The sequence below is a fragment of the Streptomyces sp. NPDC037242 genome (assembly GCF_055604165.1).
In genome coordinates, this window is sequence record NZ_JBVJUY010000012.1 from 22,592 (window position 1) to 41,942 (window position 19,351).

Genomic DNA, 19,351 nt, shown 5'->3' on the forward strand with positions numbered 1-19,351 from the left:
CGGGGACGCGGACGCGGACGGGTGACTCAGGCGTGGAACGGCAGGCCGGCGTCGGCGGCGAGCTCCAGGTCGTCGCCCTCGGGCGGCGGCAGGAGGGTCGCGGAGCCGTCGCTGACGGGGACCACGCCGAGTTCCAGTAGCTCGGCCATGGCCGCGCTGCCCGCCATGTCGCGGACCTGGAGCTGGTAGCGGGGGGTGGTGCGGTAGGTGCCTCCGGCGTCGTCGCCGGTGCGCTGGAGGAAGCCGGATTCGGTGAGGAAGGCGGCGGCCTTGCCGACGATGCCGGTGGTGGAGCCGGCCAGGCGGCGGGCGTCCTTGGTGGCGCCGGTCGCGCTGCGGCGGGCGTAGACCCGCCAGGCGGCCTCCAGGCCGGGGGCGTCGGAGGCGGGGTCGGTGTTCTCGCCGAGCTCCTCGGCGCGCTCCTCCAGGCGGCGGCAGGTCTGCCGGACGAACGCGTCGACCCCGTTGACGGTGAGGCGGCCGATGTAGCCGTCGTCGGCGAGGTCCTCGGGGCGGGGGAAGGCGAGGGCGGCGACGGCGAGGTGGGCGAGGCCGTGCAGGAAGCGGTCCGCGGAGTCGGCGGTGGTACGCCGGGCGTAGTCGCCCATGCGGACGGCGAAGACGGAGTCCTCGCCGGCGGCGACGGCCATGCCCGCGCGGGGCGACACCTCCAGGACGACGAGCCCGAGGCCGGTGGCGACGGCGTCGGCGAGCCGCCCGAAGGCGGGGTCCTCGCGGTAGCGGCGCAGCAGCTCGGCGTACTCGGCGTCGCGGGCGGGCAGCAGCTTGGGCTGCAGCCCGAAGGCCACCAACCGGGCGGCGTCGGCCGCGTCGGCGGGGGTCACGGCGCCGGCGGCGGTGCCGGTCGACGCGGGCGCGACGGGGGCCGACGGCGCGTCGGCCTCGCTCCACGCGGGGTGCTCGGCGTGGTGGTCGCTCACGGGTACGTCTCCTCGGCGGTGCGGTGGTGTTCGGCGGTGCGGTGTCGCGGGCGCGGCGTGCGGGTCCTGGCCGGGCTCCCGCGTCCGGCGGGTCGGCGGCGCGGCGAGGGAGCGTCGGCGCGCCCGGGCCGTCCGGCGGGTTCGCGGGCGGACGGGGCCGGGGCGCCGGCGCCGGTCATGCCGCCTCCGTGCGGTCCGCCGTCATGGCGGCGGAGTCCAGCAGGGCCGTGCCGACGATCAGGTCCGCGCCGCCGAACTCCGGGTCGTCGAGCTCGGTCCCGTCGTCCACGGCGAACAGCAGCCGCTCCTCGCCCTGGCGGTAGGCCGTGCCCACCGCCGGGCTCGCCGCGTGGACGGCCAGCAGGGCCACCAGGTACGGCAGGTCCGGGTCGGTGCGCCGGGCCTGCGCCAGCAGCCCCGACAGCCGGCGCGGGGCGTCGTGCGGGAGGTCGAGGAGCTCCATCGCGGCGGCGAGCTGCTCCTCGCTGAAGCGGCTGTCGTCCGGGGTCGCGATGAGGTCCGGCTCCGGCATCTCCGCGCCGAGGTGCTCCCGCTCCACCGGCGGGGTCAGCAGTATGTCGACGAGGTCGCCGACCCGGACGGAGACGGGGGTGCGCAGCCCCGCGCCGGCGGCGAAGAAGGCGTCGGTGACCCGTGAGGCGCGCTCCACGGCCAAGGGCAGTACGGGCGCGACCAGTTGCCCGTACAGGTCGATCCCGGAGCGCGGCGCGGGCGCGGCGAAGGCCTGGCGGTCCTGCTCGGCGCGGAACAGCGGGCCGGCGTCCAGCAGCCGTGACTGGAGCTGGGTGTGCCGGCGGATGCAGTCCTTGACGATGTCCACGAGCTCGGCCGCGCGCCGCTTGTTGTCGGGCTCCTCGGCCTCGTCGCGCGCCTTGCGGATGTTGGTGAGGATCGCGTTCTCGTGGCGGTAGCGGTCGGCCACGTGGTCGAGCGCCTCGGCGATCATGTCCGGGACCGCCACCAGCCAGTCCACCGCGCGCACGTTGCGCCGCGTGGCGTCCAGCGTGCGGCGCAGGGTCTCGGCGTACTGGACCGTCCGGTACCGGGCCTGTTCGGCCGCGAGCTGGGCGTCCGCCAGCCGGCCCCGGCTGATGAGGACCTCCAGCTTCACCTCGGCCGCGATCTGTGCGCTGGTGACGTCGGTGTCGAGGGCGCCGACCAGTACGTTCACGGCTTCGTCCGTGGTGCGCAGGTACACCGCGCCGCCGTACCCCGGGACCTCTTCGATCAGCTTGAAGTCGTAGTCCCGGCGGACATAGACCCCGTCCGGGCCGAAGGTGCCGTAGATCGCGCGGAAGCCGCGGTCCACGCTGCCGACGTTGATCAGGTTCTCCAGCACCCAGCGGGCCACCCGCTCGTGCTCCGCCGCCGGGCGCGAGGGCGCCTGGGCGGCGACCCGGGGCAGCAGCCTGGCCACTATCTGCTCGTGGTCGGCTCCGGTGTCGAAGTCCATGTTGAGCGTGACCAGGTCGATCGCGGCGAGGGCCACCTCCGCCATCGCGTAGACCCCGTACTCGCCGGCCAGATTGGCCTTGCGTACGTCGAGGTCGTGCAGCGGGGCGGTGCAGGCGAGCGCGCGCAGCCGCCGAGCCAGGCCCTCGTCGGCGGCCGGGCCCGGCGCCGGGGACGGAAGGGTCTTCGCCGGGGCAGGGAGAGTCACGGACAAAGACTAGGCGCTGACCCTGACAACATCCCAAACGGCATGGTTCGGCCGGATCGTCCCCGGCGCCCCGGAACAGCGCGGCGGCGCGGAGCGGGCGCTGTTCTACGCTCACCGCATGGCTTCCATGATCACACCTCTGATCACCCCCCTGATCGACCTCAACGCCGATCTCGGCGAAGGATTCGGTCGGTGGGCGCTGACCGACGACGAGGCCCTGCTGGCCGTCGTCACGAGCGCCAACGTGGCCTGCGGCTTCCACGCGGGGGATCCGTCCATCATGCGCCGCGTCTGCGAGCTGGCGGCGCGGCGGGGGGTACGGATCGGGGCGCAGGTCTCGTACCGCGACCTCGCGGGCTTCGGCCGGCGCGCCATGGACGTCCCGGCGGACGAGCTGGCCGACGAGGTGGCGTACCAGATCGGGGCGCTGGAGGTCTTCGCACGCGCGGCCGGCTCCCGGGTGTCCTACGTCAAACCGCACGGCGCGCTCTACAACCGCACCGTGCACGACGCCGACCAGGCGGCCGCGGTCGTCGCCGGAGTGCGGCTGGCGGTGCCGGCCGGGGCACTGCCCGTCCTGGGCCTGCCCGGCTCGCTGCTGCTCACCGCCGCTGCGGCGGCCGGGCTGACCCCCGTACCGGAGGCCTTCGCCGACCGCGCCTACACCGCGGCCGGGACCCTCGTGCCGCGCGGGGAGCCGGGAGCGGTGGTGCACGACCCCGACGCCGTCGTCGAGCGGGCCGTACGGATGGCCGCCGAGGGCGCGGTGACGGCCGCCGACGGCTCCCGGGTCACGGTGGCCGCGCGCTCGCTGTGCCTGCACGGGGACACCCCCGGGGCGGTCGGACTCGCGCTGCGCGTCCGCCGGGCGCTGGACGCGGCGGGCGTCCGGGTGGAGGCGTTCGCATGAGCGGTCGTATGAGCGGTCGTATGAGCGTGCGGGTGCTCCGGGTGGGGGCCGAGGCGCTGCTCCTGGAGGTGGACTCGGCCGAGGAGGTGGCCGCGCTGCACGCCGAACTGCTGCGCCGGCGCGACGCGGGCGAGCTGGGCGCTGCGGGCGGGCCGGGGGCTGCGGGAGCTGCGGGGGCTGCGGGCGGGCAGGGCGGCGTGCGGGACATCGTGCCCGCCGCGCGGACCGTGCTGCTGGACGGCGTCGCGGATCCGGCCGCCCTCGCGGCGCGCATCGCCCGCTGGGAGGTGGCGCCGCTCACCGCGGCCGAGGGGCCGCTGGTCACGGTCCCGGTGCGGTACGACGGCCCGGACCTGGCGGAGGTGGCCCGGCTGTGGGGGGTGGCCGAGGCCGAGGTGCCGGGGATCGTCGGCGGCACCGGGTTCCGGGTGGCGTTCTGCGGCTTCGCGCCCGGGTTCGGCTACCTGACCGGGCTCCCGCCGCACCTCCACCTCCCCCGCCGGGCCACGCCCCGAACGGCGGTCCCGGCCGGCTCGCTGGCCCTGGCCGGCGAGTACGCGGGCGTCTACCCGCGCTCCTCCCCCGGCGGCTGGCAGCTGATCGGAACCACGACCGCGGTCCTCTGGGACCCGCGGCGGGAGCCGGCCGCGCTGTTCGCGCCGGGGGTACGGGTGCGCTTCACCGAGGCGGGCGCGTGAGCGGGCCCGGGGCCGCGCTCCAGGTGCTCCGGCCCGGCGCGCTGACCACGGTCCAGGACCTGGGCCGGCCCGGGTACGCGCACCTGGGCGTGCCCCGCTCGGGGGCCCTGGACACGGGAGCGCACCGGCTGGCCAACCGCCTGCTGGGCAACCCTCCGGAGGCCGCCGCGCTGGAGACGACCCTGGACGGCGTGAGTCTGCGCGCGCTGGCCCCGGTGGTGATCGCGGTCACGGGCGCGCCCTGTGCTGTACGGGCCTCCGGGCACCCGGTGCCCTGGGGAGCCCCGGTCCGGCTCCGGGCAGGGGTGGAGGTCGACATCGGCCGGGCGGAGTCGGGCCTGCGCAGCTATGTCGCCGTACGGGGAGGCTTCGCCGTACCGCCGGTCCTGGGCAGTCGCTCCACCGACCTGCTGTCGGGGCTCGGCCCCGCCGCCCTGTCGGCGGGGGCGGTGCTTCCGGTGGGCACCCCGGGCCCGGACCCGGTGCACGGGGTCGACGCCCCGGCCGCGCCGGGCCCCCCGACGGAACTGGTGCTGCCGCTCCGGCTGGGGCCCAGGGCGGACTGGTTCACCCCGGCTTCGATCGCGGGCCTGTGGCGTGCGCACTACCGGGTCTCGGCGGCCTCGAACCGCATCGGCCTGCGCACGGAAGGTCCGGAACTGGCCCGGGCCCGGACCGGGGAACTCCCGAGCGAGGGCATGGTCCTGGGCGCGGTCCAGGTCCCGCCGGACGGCCGCCCGGTGGTCTTCCTGGCCGACCACCCGGTGACCGGCGGCTACCCGGTGATCGGCGTGGTCCCCCCAGGCCCCGCCCTGGACGCGGCAGCCCAGTCCCGCCCGGGCTCGGGACTCCGCTTCACACCGGCGGGAGCGGGGGCGGGGGCGGGGGCGGGGGCGGGGTGATGTCCGGCACCGGTCCGCGGGGTGGCGTTGACGGGGTCCGGGGGCGTCCCGTCAGTCCACTGTCCTCCCGGGCCGGTCCGGTCCCTCAAGGGCGCTCCCTGCGGTCGCGTCGCTTCGCGATGGCCTTCGGCCACCCTTGACCGACCGACCCGTCCCGGAATGCCAGAAGCCTGCCGGGAAGCCCCCGAAGGAATGGCCGGGAGGTTTACGTATTCAGGGACGGGGAGGGTCAGCGACCCGCGAGGGACTCCTGGACCTGCCTGACTGCCCCCCGGGCCGACCAGATGACCCTGGCGAGAGGTCAGGCGCGCCAGATCGCTACGCGCTCCTCCCTATCGGCGTCCGACGACCGTCTGGGGCTGGGAATAGGCCGCCAACGATCGCTACGCGCTCCCCATCTCCCGGCGTCCGACGACCGTCTGGGGCTGGGATACGGCCCACCAGGACGGACTTGGGGACAGACCTGGCGTCTGACGTCATCTGGGGACGATCAGGCCGACATTCGGGGGCATCGAGGGGTGTGAGGTAATGGGAGGGAGGACTAGCTGGGGGTTGTGCGATGGGGAAGTCGGTTCGCAGACGGGTGACGCCCGTGGTGGGTGCGGCGGGGGCGAGTCTGGGGTCCTATGACCACGTGGACGCGGTGGCGGTCGACGTGGCACCCGGTACGAGCGCGACGGACTTCGTCCGTTCCGTCGCCACGGGAACTCCCGCGTGGATCGGCCGACTTCTCTCCGTGCGCGACAAGTTGGTCGCGCCCTTCGGACTGAACGTGCAGGAGCGCGGACGGACACCGGCGACCCGGGTCGTAGAAGGCGTGAAGATGGGCCCCTTCCGGGTCCTGGAGGTCTCCGAGGACGAAGTCCTCTGCGGCGACGACGACAAGCACCTCGACTTCCGCGTCTCGTTCGCCGTGCGGCCCAAGACTGACGGATCAGGCCGAGAAGGCGTCTGTACCAGCGTCGTCCGCTTCAACCGCCCCATCGGCCGCCTGTACTTCCGGGCGATCGAGCCGTTCCACCACCTCATCGTCGCCCGCATGCTCCGCCCCCGCCGCCCGGTCCGGATGCCCCCGGTTATCGGCTGACGGATCCGAATGTCGGCCTGGTCGTCGCCCGACAACGTCAGCCCCCAGGTCTGTCCTTGGGCGGCCTGTGTCCGGCGCAAGACGGCCGTTGGACGCGGTCGTCGGGGAGCGCGTAGCGATCTGGGGCGCCTGGCCTCTCGCCAGGGTCATCTGGTCGGCCCGGGGAACAGTTGGGCCGGTCCGGGAGTCAACCCGAAGGTCCTTGGCTCTGCCCGCTCCTGAATACGTAAACCTCCCGGCCATTCCTTCGGGGGCTTCCCGGCAGGCTTCTGGCATTCCGGGACGGGTCGGTCGGTCAAGGGTGGAGCGCAGCGACATCGCGAAGCGACGCGACGAAGGAGCGCCCTTGAGGGACCGGACCGGCCCGGAAGGACAGTGGACTGACGGGACGCCCCCGGACCCCGTCAACGCCACCGAGTGGACGGGGTACCCGACATCATCCCCGAGCCGCTACACCGCCGACTCCGGTGCGATCCGGCTCCGGACCGCCGACTGGACGTCTTCTTCCTCCGCCGGGTCCGTCGCCAGGCGGCGCAGCCGCGGGGCTACGCGGGCGTCCGCCGTTTCCGCGTTGCGGGCCGCCACCTCGCGGGTGGTCTCCTCGCAGTCCCAGAGGCATTCGACGGCGAAGCCGGCCGCGAAGGACGGGTCCGTGCTCGCCAGCGCCCGGGCGGCGCGGCCGCGGAGGTGGGACGAGGCCGTCTCGCGGTAGATGTGGCGCAGCACCGGGGCCGCGCAGCCGATCGCCAGTCGGCCCGCTCCGTCGACCAGGGCGAACAGTCGCCGGGTGTCGGGGCCGGAGCCGCGGACGGTGGAGCGCAGGGCTCCCAGGACGAGCTTGGCGTCATCGGCGCCGCCGCAGGCGGCCAGGAGGGCCGCGGCGGCCGCTCCCAGGGCGTCGGGGCGGTGGACCCAGCGTCGGGCCCGTTCGACGGCGGCGGGGCCGCACATGCGCTCGTAGGCGGCTACGGCGGGCTCGTCGCCGGCGGCTTCGATGAGGTCCAGGACGGCCGGGTTGTCCGGTTCGGCGAGGACCAGGTGGTGCAGGGCGGTGGCGCGGGCGGCCTCGCCGGAGGCTCCGGCGGCGGCCGCCAGGATGGCGGGGCGGTCATCGGGCGCGGCGACGGCGGCGAGGCATCGCGCGGCGGGCACGTGCAGCGGGGTGCCGCGGCGCAGGCCGTCCGCGGCCCAGTCGAAGACGGCCTGGACGCCCCAGCCGGGCCGGGGGCCGCTGGGGGTCAGCTGGCGCTGCCAGCGGTCGAAGGAGCCCTGTTGGCGGGCGGCGCGCAGCCGCTCTCCGTACTCGGGTGACTCTTCCCACAGGCACCAGGGCCTGGGTTCGTACGCGTCGCGGACGGCGGCGGCCAGCCGCGCCCCACCCTCCGCGGTGTCGGGGAACCGGGCGAGGACGGGTGCGGCGAGGCCGCGCAGGCCTTCGTCGTCGTCGCGCAGGGCGAGCTCGTCGAGGGCCCAGGCCCAGTTCGAGCCGGAGGCGGCATACCGGCGCAGCAGCATCAGCGCGTCGTCGCGTCCGTACGAGGCGAGGTGACCGAGTACGGACAGGGCGAGGCCGGTGCGGTGGTCCTCCTCGTCGAAGAGGTCTTCCGCGCTGAAGAGGTGGGTCTCGATCTCGCCGAGGGGGCCGTCGAGGTCCAAGTACAGGCGGGCGTAGTACAGCGAGCGGTTCTCGACCTGCCAGTCCTGGCGCGGGTCGCGGAGCACGCACTGGTTGACGGCCGCGAGGGCCTCCGCCCGGGGTGCCGCGAGGGCGTGCAGGGTGCCGTCGCCGCGACCGCGCTGGAGGAGCCCGAGCAGGGTGCCGCTTGGCGCTATGACTGGTTCGAACATGGGAATGGCCTCAAATCAAGCTGGGGACGCAACCGGGAATCGGGATTCACAGGGCCGCGTAACAGCATGTGAGGACGTCCGCCGTCATGTTCCGCTCGATGTAGACCATTGCCTTCTCACTCTCGTCGGTGCTTCGCGACCGTGCCGGCCGGTGTGGCAGGGGTGGCTGTGGACACCCGTTGTGTCCAGTCCGCTCCTGCCCGTCCGTCATGTCCGCGAATCGAATCCGACGCCATGATGACCCAGCCGCTTTGTGCACCGCGACCACATTTCCGGCTGCCGTGACCAACCTGTGAGGTGCGCGGTGGTCAGTCGGCGGTCATCCCCCGCCAAAAAGCGGACTACTTGGCTCCGAAGAGTTCGAGCAGGTCGGCCTTGGCGAACATGCGGGCCGTGTCCACGGCGGAGGGCGTTCCGGCGTTCGGGTCGGCGCCGCCGGCGAGCAGGGCGCGGATGACGGCCTCCTCGCCCTTGAAGACGGCTCCGGCGAGCGGGGTCTGGCCGCGGTCGTTGGCGCGGTCGGCCTCGGCGCCGCGGGCCAGCAGGGCCGTGACGGCGTCGGCGTGGCCGTGGTAGGCGGCCAGCATGACGAGGGTGTCGCCGCGGTCGTTGGTGAGGTTCGCGGGGACTCCGGCGTCGAGGTAGGCGGCGAGCTCCGCGGTCCGGCCGTTGCGGGCGAGGTCGAAGATCTTGGTGGCCAGTTCGATGACGTCCTCGTCGGGGGCGCCCTGGGAACCGTCCGCGGTGGGCTCGTGCTCGGGCTTGCGCTCGCTCATCGGTCGTACCGCCTTTCACTCGCTGGTGGCAAGGAGTCTCCCCAGGCCGTGCGGACAGGGGTGCGTACGGCGCTGCGTCCGTACGGGTGAATCGCCAGGGTAGCGCCCGGACCTGCACATGAGCGGCGGGGGCCGAGGCAAGGATCACCGCGCAACCCCTTCACGGCCGACGCGCCAGCCGGGGAGGGCCGGTCAAGTGAAAAACGGCGCGATTCACCCGTATGCACCTTTTGTCGCATTGATACTTGCTGTGAGCCTGGAAGAACTGATGGTGACTGTCCCCACCCACCAGGAGAACCTCTCATGGTCCTGTCCATCTCAGGTGTCGTACTGCTCGGCATCATCTGCTTCCTGTTCTTCAAGAAGGACGGAATGAAGCTGACGCACGCGTTCGTCTGCGCGCTGTTCGGCTTCTTCCTCGCCGGCTCGGCCATCGCCCCCAGCATCACGGCGAGCACCGCGAGCCTCGCGAGCCTGCTCGGCGGGATCAAGCTCTAGCGCCGCCCGACCGCACCGTCCCGCCACACCCACAACTCCAGGAGACGCCCGTGGCCCGGCGCCCACTTCCCCGCATCCTCAGCAACGGCACCTCGTCGCTGGCCCGGGGCCGCGACCTCGCTCGCACGGCCGCCGACAGCGCCACGGACGTCCTCCATCCGCTCCTCACCATCGGACGCGGCCTGCGCATCCTGGCCTCGGCCGGGCGGCGCAAATGGTCCGGGACGCCCAAGGACAAGCGTGGTCCCGCGCTGTTCCTGGGCGCAGCCTGCATCCTCGTGGTCGCGCTCGTCCCCTACGGCCCCCTCACCGCCCTGATCACGCTCATGGCGGCAGCGGCCTGGCAGGGACGCGACCGCACCCCGGCGAAGTCCGGGCCCAGCGATGCCGAGACCGAACGGCTCGGCTCCCTCTACGAAGCCCTCGTGCCGTACTTCTCCATCCCGGAAGACCCCAATCCGCTCTTCGCCCACGGCGGGGACTGGGACAGGGCCTTCAGCGGCTACGAGTTCGACGAGGCGGGCCGCGTCACCCGGCTCCACATCCGTTACCCGGCCTACTTCACCGACGGCGAGGCCGCCTCACGGGCCCGGATCGAGGCACTGCTGCACGCCAAGTCCGGGCGCGGACGGGAGTACCTCTTCGACTGGGACGAGGAGGGCAACCAGCTCGACCTCAGTGTGCTGGCGGCGCTGCCGACGGGTATCGCCGCCCAGCCGTTCGTGACCTCCCCCGGTGAGACCGTGCTCGGGTTCACCGACGCCGGAAGCGTGCAGCGCACCCTGCCGGTGCTGGAGGGCGACGAGCCCCGGGACGTGCCGCCGGTGATCTGGCGCACCGGCCCCCGCTCCTGCGAGCCGCACCTGCTGGCCGTCGGCCAGCCCGGCAGCGGCACCTCGACCCTGCTGCGCTCCATCGCCCTGCAGGCCCTCCAGCACGGCGGCGACGTACTGGTCGTCGAGGGCGGCGGCAGCGGCGAGTACGCCTGCCTGTCCGGCCGCACCGGCGTCCTGGCCGTCGAGTGCGGGCCCGCCGGGGCCCTGGCCATCCTGGAGTGGGCCGCGCAGGAGACCGAGCGGCGGCTGATCGCCACCCACCGGGCCCGCGAGGCCGGGCGGCCCGCGCCGCAGGACACCCGGCGGCCGCTGTGGATCCTGCTGGACCAGCCGACCGTGCTGGCCCACCTGGCGATGGCGGAGGGCGCCCCGGACCCGCTGGCGCAGCTCCAGGTGCCGCTGCGGCACGGGCGCGCCGCGAACGTGACGGTGGTGGTGGCCGAGCACCACGACCACCTGGAGCTGCTGAACGACGCCGTCTGGCAGCACACCCGGGCCCGCGTGGTGCTGGGGCCGGCTCCGGTCCAGCAGATCGCCGACGTACTGGGGCTGCCGCCGCACACCACCCCGCCGGCCCAGGTGCCGCCGGGGCGCGGGTACGCGCGGCTCGCCACCGGTCCCGTGCACCGCCTCCAGGTACCCGCCACGCCGGACCCGTACGACGACTCGACGCACCCGGCGCACCGCCAGGCCGTGCTGGAGCTCCTGCCCGGGCGCCAGCAGGCGGGGGCCGTCGCGGGCCAGGACCGGGTCGGCCACGTCACCCTGACCAAGCCGTTGCAGGCGCAGCCCCCGGCCCAGGCGCAGGCATCGGCGATCGACGCCTCGGAGATCCCCGAGGTGCCGGCGGACGCGCCTTGAGTTCCCCTCCTGCGGCTAGGGGGTGTCTGACGGATGTCCGCGGCGTCGCGACGCCCGGCACGCGCTCTCGCCGCACCGACCGGAAGCCCGAGTACGTCCAGTACGCGGGCTTCCGGTCGGCACGCCGAGAGCACGCACCGGACGCCGCTCCTTCCCCCACGGACATCCGTCAGACACCCCCTACGCCACGAACGTCCGCGGCGGTTCCGCGCCGCTGCCGCCCGCGCCGGTGCCGACCAGGCGGGCCGCCGCGGCCAGGCGGGATGCGGCTTCCTCGGCCACCGGGCCGCCCACGGTGAACGGCAGCCGGACGTAGCCCTCGAAGGCGCCGTCGACGCCGAACCGCGGGCCCGAGGGGACCCGTACGCCGACCCGCTCCCCCACCTCGGCGAGCCGGGAGCCGGACAGCCCGCCGGCGCGGGCCCACAGGGTCAGCCCGCCGCGCGGGACCTGGAACTCCCAGTCGGGCAGCTCCCGGCGGACCGCGGCGACGAGCGCGTCGCGGTTCTCCCGGGCCTGGTCGCGGCGGATCTCCACGGCCTCCGCCCAGCCGCCGGTGCGCATCAGCCAGTTCACCGCGAGCTGCTCCAGCACGGGGGTGCCGAGGTCGGCGTACGCGCGGGCCGCGACGAGGCTGCGGATGACGTCGGGGGCCGCACGGACCCAGCCGATCCGCATCCCGGCCCAGAAGGCCTTGCTGGCGGAGCCGACGGTGATGACGGTGGAACCGGCCGGGTCGAAGGAGCAGACCGGGCGCGGCATGTGGAGGTCCGGTTCCAGCTGGAGTTCGGCCATGGTCTCGTCGGCGATGAGGACGGTGCCGGCGGAGCGGGCGGCCTCGACCATGGCGCGGCGCTGTTCGTCGGTGGCCAGGGCGCCGGTCGGGTTGTGGAAGTCGGCGACGACGTAGGCCAGGCGCGGGGCGGAGTCCCTCAGCACCTGGCGCCAGACGTCCATGTCCCAGCCGGTCAGCCCTTCCGCCATGGCGACCGGTACGAGGCGGGCCCCTGCGGCGCGCATGAGCTGGAGGATGTTGGCGTAGGAGGGGGATTCGACGGCGATGCGCTCGCCGCGGCCCGCGAAGAGGCTGCAGATGGCGTCGATGGCGCCCATGGCCCCGGTGGTGACCATGATCTGCTCGGGCATGGTCGGGATGCCGCGCTCGGTGTAGCGGTCGGCGAGCATCCGGCGCAGCGCGGGCAGCCCGGCGGGGTAGTCGCCGTGGGTGTGGGCGTAGGGCGGGAGTTCTTCGAGGGCGCCCTGGACGGCCTTGGTGAGCCAGGGCTCGGGGGCCGGGAGGGCCGCGCAGCCGAGGTCGATCATCGAGCCGAGGGACTCGGGGGGCAGCGGTTCCAGGCCCCGGGCGGGCAGCGGGTTGCCGGCCGGTACGGCGGTCCAGCTGCCGGCGCCGCGGCGGGACTCCAGGAATCCCTCGCCGCGCAGGGCCTCGTAGGCGGCGGCGACGGTGGTGCGGCTGAGGGAGAGCGCGACGGCGAGCTCCCGCTCGGCGGGCAGCCTGGCGGCGACGGGGACCCTGCCCTCCAGGACGAGGAGGCGGATCCCGTCGGCCAGCGTGCGGTACGCGGGCAGCTTGCGGGCGCCGGGCACGGCGGGCCGTTCCTGCTGGGAGGTGATGAGCCGGGCGAGCTGGGCGGCACCGACCGCCGAGGTCCACTGAGCCATGCTGTCCGGTCCACCTTCGTCGAATTGGCCCCGACCGGGTGCGGCAGAGGCCGGTATTGGATTGGTTCTGCCCTCACAGAGTGGCATGCGGGGGTCCATTCGGACCAGCGGGGCCGGTTGCGGTGGAGCCGTTCACCGCCCGGCCATCCGGTCGGCGCCGGTCCGGGGCATACTGCGGCGGTGACGCACGTACGCCTTCGCCACCCGTATCTGGACCACCCGACTCCCATCCCGTTCGCACACCGGGGCGGGGCCGCGGACGGACTGGAGAACACCGCCGCCGCCTTCCGCCGGGCCGCCGCCGCGGGATACCGGTACTTCGAGACCGATGTGCACGCCGCGGCCGACGGGAAGCTGGTGGCCTTCCACGACGCGACCCTGGACCGGGTGACGGACGGGCAGGGCCGCATCCGCGAGCTGCCCTGGAGCCGTATCCGCGAGGCCCGGGTGGGCGGGACCGAGCCGCTGGCGCTCTTCGAGGAGCTGCTGGAGGAGTTCCCGGACGCCCGCTGGAACGTCGACATCAAGGACGAGTCGGCGCTCCATCCGCTGGTCAACCTGATCGCGCGGGCCGGGGTCTGGGACCGGGTCTGCGTGGGCTCGTTCTCGGAGAGCCGGGTGGCGCGGGCCCAGAAGATCGCCGGGCCGCGCCTGGCCACCTCGTACGGGGTGCGCGGGGTGCTGGGGCTGCGGCTGCGCTCGTTCGCGATCCCGGCGGCGCTGCGCGCGGGTGCGGTGGCGGCGCAGGTGCCGGAGACCCAGGGGGGCATCCGCGTGGTCGACCGGCGGTTCGTACGCACCGCGCACGAGCGGGGACTCCAGGTGCACGTCTGGACCGTGAACGAACCGGAACGTATGGAAGCGCTGCTCGACCTGGGTGTCGATGGCATCATGACCGACCGGATCGACATCTTGCGCACGGTGCTGGACCGGCGCGGGGCCTGGGCCTGACGAGCCCTTCGGCCGCCGTGCCCGGCGAGGCGGCCGCTGCGGTACGGGGACCAGCGAGGGGGCACTCATGAGTGCGCGGACGACAGCAGAAGCGGAACCGGGCGCGGAGGACGGCAGAGCCGAGGCCGCCGCGGCGGCCCGCAAGCGCGAACAGCACGGCTGGTATTTCTACGACTTCGCCTGCTCGGTCTACTCGACGAGCGTGCTGACGGTGTTCCTCGGGCCGTACCTGACCTCGGTGGCCAAGGCCGCCGCGGACGCCGAGGGGTACGTGCACCCGCTGGGCATCCCGGTCCGGGCGGGTTCCTACTTCGCGTACGCGGTATCGGCCTCGGTGATCGTGGCCATCCTGATCATGCCGCTGGTGGGTGCGCTCGCCGACCGCACCGGCCGCAAGAAGGCGCTGCTGGCTGCCGCGGCGTACACGGGCGCCACGGCGACGGCCGGCATGTTCTTCCTGGGCGGTGAGCGCTACCTGCTGGGCGGGCTGCTGCTGATCGTCGCGAACGCCTCGCTCGCGGTCTCGATGGTGCTCTACAACGCCTTCCTGCCGCAGATCGCGACCCCGGACGAGCGCGACAGCGTCTCGTCGCGCGGCTGGGCCTTCGGCTACGCCTCGGGCGCCCTCGTGCTGGTGCTGAACCTGGTGCTCTTCCAGGGCCACGAGTCCTTCGGCCTGTCCGAGGGCGCGGCGGTGCGCATCTGCCTGGCCTCGGCCGGCCTGTGGTGGGGTGCCTTCGCGATCGTCCCGCTGCGCCGGCTGCGCGACCGGGCGGTCGTACGCGATCCGGGCGCGGCCGCGGTGAGCGGGTGGCGGCAGCTGATCGCCACGTTGAAGGACATGCGGCGCTACCCGCTGACCCTGTCGTTCCTGCTCGCGTACCTGATCTACAACGACGGCGTGCAGACCGTGATCTCCCAGGCCTCGATCTACGGCTCGGAGGAGCTGGAGCTGGAGCAGTCCACGCTGATCGTGGCCGTGCTGCTGGTGCAGGTCCTGGCCGTGGTGGGTGCGCTGGGGATGGGCCGACTGGCCGCGGTGCACGGCGCGAAGCGGACGATCCTCGGCTCGCTGGCGGCGTGGGGCCTGACCCTGGCCGCCGGATACTTCCTGCCGGCGCGGACCCCGGTGTGGTTCTTCGCACTCGCCGCGATGATCGGACTGGTGCTGGGCGGCAGCCAGGCGCTGTCGCGCTCGCTGTTCTCGCACCTGGTGCCGGCGGGCAAGGAGGCCGAGTACTTCTCCGCGTACGAGATGAGCGACCGCGGGCTGAGCTGGGTGGGACCGCTGGTCTTCGGCCTCACGTACCAGCTGACGGGCAGCTACCGGGACTCGATCATCTCGTTGGTGGTCTTCTTCGCACTGGGTTTCGTGCTGCTCGCCAGGGTGCCGGTGCGGCGCGCCGTGGAGGCGGCGGGCAATCCTGTACCCGAGCGGATCTGAGACCGGATCCAGGCTCGCGCGGCGGTCGGCCCGAACCGGATCCACGAACGAATTCCGAACGGATTTCGACGTTGAAGCGAAGGGCCGGTAGTGTACGCCTTTGGCCTGCCAGGCGGACCGTTACTGCGTGCTGAAGAAGTGAAGACGTTGGGTGACATCTGCTGCCAGATGTGACAAAACGGGCATTGGTGGGTACAACAAGGGGCGGCACGACGGGCGACGCGTGACCCGGAGCGGGAATCTATACCGCCGACCGGACGTTGACCGGATGACGACGACAGCGACACCTGTCCTGTGGGCGACAAGCCCGGGAGGCACGATTCATGAGTGAGCGAGCTCTCCGCGGTACGCGGCTCGTGGTTACCAGCTACGAGACGGACCGCGGCATCGATCTGGCCCCGCGCCAGGCGGTGGAGTACGCATGCCAGAACGGACATCGATTTGAGATGCCGTTCTCGGTTGAGGCAGAAATTCCGCCGGAGTGGGAGTGCAAGGCGTGCGGCGCCATGGCACTCCTGGTGGACGGGGACGGGCCCGAAGAGAAGAAGGGCAAGCCTGCGCGAACGCACTGGGACATGCTCATGGAGCGACGCACCCGCGAGGAGCTGGAGGAAGTGCTCGCCGAAAGGCTGGCGGTCCTTCGTTCCGGCGCCATGAACATTGCCGTGCATCCGCGGGACAGCCGCAAGTCCGCGTAACCCGCGGGCGCTGAGCACGGGAAAAGCTGAGGGGCCCCGCCACACAGTGTGGCGGGGCCCCTCAGCTTTTCGTTTTTCCCTGCGGGAGCCCTGCCTACGGGGCGAGCGGCGGACGGTACCCGTCGTCCTGGCCGGGGTGCCCCGGGCCGGACGCCGGCGAGCCGTCCTCGCGGATGACCTCGCCCTGGACGACCTTGCCGTCGGGGTAGTGGATCCGCGCCTGCTGGAAGGCGTCGCCGAAGGTCCCGGCGGGCGCCGTGGCCATCTTGCGCTCCAGGGAGCGGGCGAAACGGCGCCCGACCAGCGCCCGGACGGGCGGGAGCAGCAGGAGCAGTCCCGCCGCGTCGGAGATCAGGCCGGGCATGATCAGGAGCAGGCCGGCCAGCATCGTCAGGCCGTTGCCGGTGCCGGGCTGCTGCGGAGCGGGCCGACCGCCCGCCTGGGCCTGCTGGAAGGTGTCCGTCAGGTTCTTGAAGGCACGCCGCCCGGCCCGCTTGATGACCACCACACCGAGCACCAGCCCGCCCGCGAGCAGCGCGGCGACGGCCACGGCGCCGCCGGCCGCACCCGCGACCAGGCTGAGCAGCCAGATCTCCAGGATCAGCCAGGCGGCGACCGCCAGGGGGAGGATCGTACGGGCGGGCGAGCGCCGCCGGGGGGCCGTCGAAGGGGAAACGCCGGTCGTCATGCTCTCCAGTGTGCCTGGCACGCCGTAAAAGCGACCTCAGTCGGAGGTACCGGACATCCCCTAAGGGACGGCCGGCAGGCGCACGTCAGGCCTTCTTGGCCTTGCCCGTCAGCTTCTCCGTGCGGGCCTGGATGCCCCACTGGGTGACCCGCCACAGGGCCTCGCGCACGATGTCCTTGCTCATCTTGCTGTCGCCGAACTCGCGCTCGACGAAGGTGATGGGCACCTCGACGACGCGGAAGCCCTTGGCCACGGCCCGGCGGGCCAGGTCCACCTGGAAGCAGTAGCCCGCGGAGGCCACCTCGTCCAGGCCCAGGCCTTCGAGGGTCTCGCGGCGGAAGGCGCGGTAGCCGCCGGTGACGTCGCGGATCGGGACGCCCAGCATGAGGCGGGAGTAGGTGGAACCGCCGCGGGAGAGGATCTCGCGGCTCTTGGGCCAGTTGACGACCCGGCCGCCCGGCACCCAGCGGGAGCCCAGCACGAGGTCGGCGCCCTCCAGGGCGGTCAGCAGGCGGGGCAGCTCCTCGGGCTGGTGGGAGCCGTCGGCGTCCATCTCGACGAGGACCCCGTAGCCGTTGTCCAGGCCCCAGGCGAAGCCCGCGAGGTAGGCGGCGCCGAGGCCTTCCTTGCCCTTGCGGTGCAGGACGTGCACGTGGTCGTCGCCGGCCGCCAGCTCGTCGGCGAGCTTGCCGGTGCCGTCCGGGCTGTTGTCGTCCGCGACCAGGATGTGGGCCTCGGGTACAGCCGCGCGGACGCGGCCGACGATCAGCCCGATGTTCTCCGCCTCGTTGTAGGTCGGAATGATCACCAAGGCCGTGCCGAGCGGTCCGTAGCCCCGCTGTCCGCCGTCGCTCACTGGGTCCCCTTTTGCGTTCTCGTACGTCCTGTACGTCTTGTCACAGGGGATGATTTTAGAACAGCGATCGGGGCCCGCGGTCCTTCGGGCCGACCCGGCTCCCGCTGGCTGCGGGTCGCCGTGGCCGTTGTCTACTGGACCGCCGGGCCCCGACCTGGGGCCACCCTCCCCCAAGCCCCTTGGAAGCAGGGGGGACCCCCATCCGGCGAAACCTTCCCTCGCCCCCGAGGCGCGGGCGCGGCTGGGCGGACGGATCCGTCCGGTACGGACGTCCTGAGGTGGACCCGGCCGAACTTATCCGGATCCGACCGCGCTTACCGAACCGCGACCGGCCTCATCACCCCTGTGGCCGTACGAATACCTCCCGGCCGCCGACCACGGTGGCCAGGCACACCGGCAGATCCGCGCCGGGGGTCAGGTCCGGCAGTCCCGGGGTCCCGGAGCGGGGGTCCGTGGACCAGCGGGCGACCCGGTCGTCGGGCGCCTGGACGATCAGTTCGGCGGTCTGCCAGACGGCGTAGTCGGCCGGGGCGCCGGGTACGAGGACGCCCGCGTCGTCGCGTCCCAGGGCCCTCCAGCCGCCGCGGGTGTGGGCGGTGAAGGCGGCCCGTACGGAGATCCGGTGCTCGGGAGTCCGGTGGAAGGCGGCCGCTCGGACGGTGCCCCAGGGGTCGAGCGGGGTGACGGGGGCGTCGGAGCCGAAGGCCAGCGGGACGCCCGCCTTGAGCATCGCGGCGTACGGGTTCAGGGTGCGGGCCCGCTCCGCGCCGAGCCGGTCGGCGTACATGCCGTCCTCGCCGCCCCAGAACGCGTCGAAAGCGGGCTGGACGGAGGCGGTGAGGCCGAGCTCCGCGAAGGCGGCGATGGTGGCCGGGGTCATCATCTCGGCGTGCTCGACCCGGTGGCGGGCGGCGCGGACGCGGGCGAGGCCGACCTTCTCCGCGGCCGCGCGCACCCCCTCGACGACGGCGGTGATCGCGGCGTCCCCGATGGCGTGGAAGCCGGCCTGGAGGCCCGCCTCGGTGCAGGCGGCGACGTGCTCGGCCACGTCGGCCGCGTCGAGGTAGCCGGTACCGGTGTGGGTCTCGTCGGCGTACGGGGCGTGCAGGCAGGCGGTGTGCGAGCCGAGGGCGCCGTCGACGAACAGGTCCCCGGCGGCTCCGACGGCCCCGAGCGACTTGGCGAGGCCCAGGTCGCGGTCGGCCCAGTAGCCGAAGACGCGCGGGCCGGGGTGGGTGCGGGCCAGCTCCAGGAGGGCGGCGAAGTCCTCGGCGGAGGAGATGTCGGGTCCGCCGCACTCGTGGACGGAGCCGATGCCGAGGGAGGCGGCCCGGTCGAGGGCGGCCCGCTGGGCCTCGGCGCGCTGGCCGGGGGTGAGGGCCCCGAGGGCGGCCCGGCGTACGGCGTGGTGGGCGTCGCGGGTGAGCGGGGCTCCCTCGTCGGCGACCCCGGGCACGAGCTCCAGCAGGGCGGTGGTGACCACGGCCGAGTGGGCGTCGATGCGGCTGAGGTAGAGCGGGCGGCCGCCGGTGGCCAGGTCGAGTTCCGCCGTGCGGGGCGCGCGGCGCTCGGGCCAGCGGGCGGCGTCCCAGCCGTGGCCGAGGAGCACCCGGTCGGTGGGCCGGCTCAGGGCGTAGGCGCGTACGAGGTCGAGGGCGTCGGCGAGCGTACGGGCCCCGGACAGGTCCAGGCCGGTGAGGGCGAGGCCGGCGGAGGTGGTGTGGACGTGGGCGTCGGTGAACGCGGGGGTGACGAGCGCGCCGCCGAGCTCGACCACCTCGTCCACGCCCTGGGCGAAGGCATCGGCGGCGCCCTCGGAGCCGACCCAGGCGATGTGGCCGCGCTCGACCACCATCGCGGTGGCGAAGGGGTCGGCGGGGCTGTGGACCTCTCCCCCGCGCAGGAGGACGGTCCGTGCGGACCCGGGTGCTCCGGCTGCGTCGGCGGAGTCGGCGGTGCGGTCTGTCATGCGGACCAGTCTCGCGGGTCCGGC

At 73.8% G+C, this 19,351-nt stretch carries 18 protein-coding genes; 9 read left to right on the forward strand and 9 right to left on the reverse strand.

What is annotated here, in order from left to right; all coding sequences use genetic code 11:
• Nucleotides 1-26: 26 nt before the first annotated feature.
• Genes ACZ7GJ_RS16240 through ACZ7GJ_RS16250 form a run of 3 tightly spaced genes read right to left on the reverse strand, consistent with a single transcriptional unit; the run spans nucleotide 27 to nucleotide 2,622 of the window.
• Nucleotides 27-941 carry a hypothetical protein gene (locus ACZ7GJ_RS16240; RefSeq protein ID WP_470752192.1) on the reverse strand — a complete coding sequence of 305 codons (915 nt, stop codon included), beginning with the start codon at nucleotides 939-941 and terminating at the stop codon, nucleotides 27-29.
• Nucleotides 938-1,120: a hypothetical protein gene (locus tag ACZ7GJ_RS16245; protein WP_470752193.1), complete on the reverse strand. Its 183-nt coding sequence runs from the start codon at nucleotides 1,118-1,120 to the stop codon at nucleotides 938-940. The genes ACZ7GJ_RS16240 and ACZ7GJ_RS16245 overlap by 4 nt, the downstream gene beginning before the upstream one ends.
• On the reverse strand, nucleotides 1,117-2,622 hold the full coding sequence (locus tag ACZ7GJ_RS16250; RefSeq protein ID WP_470752194.1) for a hypothetical protein: 1,506 nt from the start codon (nucleotides 2,620-2,622) through the stop codon (nucleotides 1,117-1,119). Before ACZ7GJ_RS16250 ends, ACZ7GJ_RS16245 begins: the two co-directional genes overlap by 4 nt.
• Before the next feature lie 151 nt (nucleotides 2,623-2,773).
• Between ACZ7GJ_RS16250 and ACZ7GJ_RS16255 the strand changes: the two genes are divergently transcribed.
• The 4 genes from ACZ7GJ_RS16255 (at nucleotide 2,774) to ACZ7GJ_RS16270 (ending at nucleotide 6,219) form a co-directional block, all read left to right on the forward strand.
• Entirely contained in the window at nucleotides 2,774-3,532 is a 759-nt protein-coding gene (locus ACZ7GJ_RS16255) for a LamB/YcsF family protein (RefSeq protein WP_470752474.1), read from the forward strand.
• Nucleotides 3,529-4,230, forward strand: a complete 702-nt coding sequence (locus ACZ7GJ_RS16260) for a 5-oxoprolinase subunit B family protein (protein WP_470752195.1) — start codon at nucleotides 3,529-3,531, stop codon at nucleotides 4,228-4,230. Before ACZ7GJ_RS16255 ends, ACZ7GJ_RS16260 begins: the two co-directional genes overlap by 4 nt.
• Nucleotides 4,227-5,132, forward strand: a complete 906-nt coding sequence (locus ACZ7GJ_RS16265) for a 5-oxoprolinase subunit C family protein (protein ID WP_470752196.1) — start codon at nucleotides 4,227-4,229, stop codon at nucleotides 5,130-5,132. The genes ACZ7GJ_RS16260 and ACZ7GJ_RS16265 overlap by 4 nt, the downstream gene beginning before the upstream one ends.
• A gap of 559 nt (nucleotides 5,133-5,691) precedes the next feature.
• Nucleotides 5,692-6,219 carry a DUF2867 domain-containing protein gene (locus tag ACZ7GJ_RS16270; RefSeq protein ID WP_470752197.1) on the forward strand — a complete coding sequence of 176 codons (528 nt, stop codon included), beginning with the start codon at nucleotides 5,692-5,694 and terminating at the stop codon, nucleotides 6,217-6,219.
• A gap of 450 nt (nucleotides 6,220-6,669) precedes the next feature.
• Here ACZ7GJ_RS16270 and ACZ7GJ_RS16275 read toward each other — a convergent pair whose 3' ends face one another.
• Nucleotides 6,670-8,067: a HEAT repeat domain-containing protein gene (locus tag ACZ7GJ_RS16275; protein WP_470752198.1), complete on the reverse strand. Its 1,398-nt coding sequence runs from the start codon at nucleotides 8,065-8,067 to the stop codon at nucleotides 6,670-6,672.
• A gap of 341 nt (nucleotides 8,068-8,408) precedes the next feature.
• A complete protein-coding gene (locus tag ACZ7GJ_RS16280; RefSeq protein WP_470752199.1) occupies nucleotides 8,409-8,843 on the reverse strand; it encodes an ankyrin repeat domain-containing protein in 435 nt (144 codons plus the stop codon).
• Between the two features lie 303 nt (nucleotides 8,844-9,146).
• Between ACZ7GJ_RS16280 and ACZ7GJ_RS16285 the strand changes: the two genes are divergently transcribed.
• A complete protein-coding gene (locus tag ACZ7GJ_RS16285; protein WP_007262923.1) occupies nucleotides 9,147-9,341 on the forward strand; it encodes a hypothetical protein in 195 nt (64 codons plus the stop codon).
• A 50-nt stretch (nucleotides 9,342-9,391) separates the two neighbouring features.
• Nucleotides 9,392-11,038 (forward strand): hypothetical protein, encoded by a 1,647-nt coding sequence (locus ACZ7GJ_RS16290; RefSeq protein WP_470752201.1) that lies wholly within the window; start codon nucleotides 9,392-9,394, stop codon nucleotides 11,036-11,038.
• Nucleotides 11,039-11,218: 180 nt separating this feature from the next.
• On the opposite strand, the gene ACZ7GJ_RS16295 is transcribed toward ACZ7GJ_RS16290, so the two are convergent.
• Complete coding sequence (locus tag ACZ7GJ_RS16295; protein WP_470752202.1) at nucleotides 11,219-12,721, reverse strand: SCO1417 family PLP biosynthesis transcription factor; 1,503 nt, start codon at nucleotides 12,719-12,721, stop codon at nucleotides 11,219-11,221.
• A 180-nt stretch (nucleotides 12,722-12,901) separates the two neighbouring features.
• Here ACZ7GJ_RS16295 and ACZ7GJ_RS16300 point away from each other — a divergent pair, with 180 nt between their 5' ends.
• From ACZ7GJ_RS16300 to ACZ7GJ_RS16310, 3 genes are all read left to right on the forward strand, one after another.
• Nucleotides 12,902-13,672: a glycerophosphodiester phosphodiesterase family protein gene (locus ACZ7GJ_RS16300; protein ID WP_470752204.1), complete on the forward strand. Its 771-nt coding sequence runs from the start codon at nucleotides 12,902-12,904 to the stop codon at nucleotides 13,670-13,672.
• 67 nt (nucleotides 13,673-13,739) lie between these two features.
• On the forward strand, nucleotides 13,740-15,116 hold the full coding sequence (locus ACZ7GJ_RS16305; protein WP_470752205.1) for an MFS transporter: 1,377 nt from the start codon (nucleotides 13,740-13,742) through the stop codon (nucleotides 15,114-15,116).
• A 323-nt stretch (nucleotides 15,117-15,439) separates the two neighbouring features.
• The gene (locus ACZ7GJ_RS16310; RefSeq protein WP_007262928.1) at nucleotides 15,440-15,814 is read left to right on the forward strand and encodes an RNA polymerase-binding protein RbpA; all 375 of its coding nucleotides are present in this window, start codon (nucleotides 15,440-15,442) and stop codon (nucleotides 15,812-15,814) included.
• A gap of 94 nt (nucleotides 15,815-15,908) precedes the next feature.
• Here ACZ7GJ_RS16310 and fxsA read toward each other — a convergent pair whose 3' ends face one another.
• From fxsA to ACZ7GJ_RS16325, 3 genes are all read right to left on the reverse strand, one after another.
• A complete protein-coding gene (fxsA, locus tag ACZ7GJ_RS16315) occupies nucleotides 15,909-16,502 on the reverse strand; it encodes an FxsA family membrane protein (RefSeq protein WP_470752207.1) in 594 nt (197 codons plus the stop codon).
• 85 nt (nucleotides 16,503-16,587) lie between these two features.
• Entirely contained in the window at nucleotides 16,588-17,358 is a 771-nt protein-coding gene (locus ACZ7GJ_RS16320) for a polyprenol monophosphomannose synthase (RefSeq protein ID WP_470752208.1), read from the reverse strand.
• A 337-nt stretch (nucleotides 17,359-17,695) separates the two neighbouring features.
• Nucleotides 17,696-19,327 (reverse strand): amidohydrolase, encoded by a 1,632-nt coding sequence (locus ACZ7GJ_RS16325; RefSeq protein WP_470752209.1) that lies wholly within the window; start codon nucleotides 19,325-19,327, stop codon nucleotides 17,696-17,698.
• Nucleotides 19,328-19,351 lie beyond the last annotated feature (24 nt).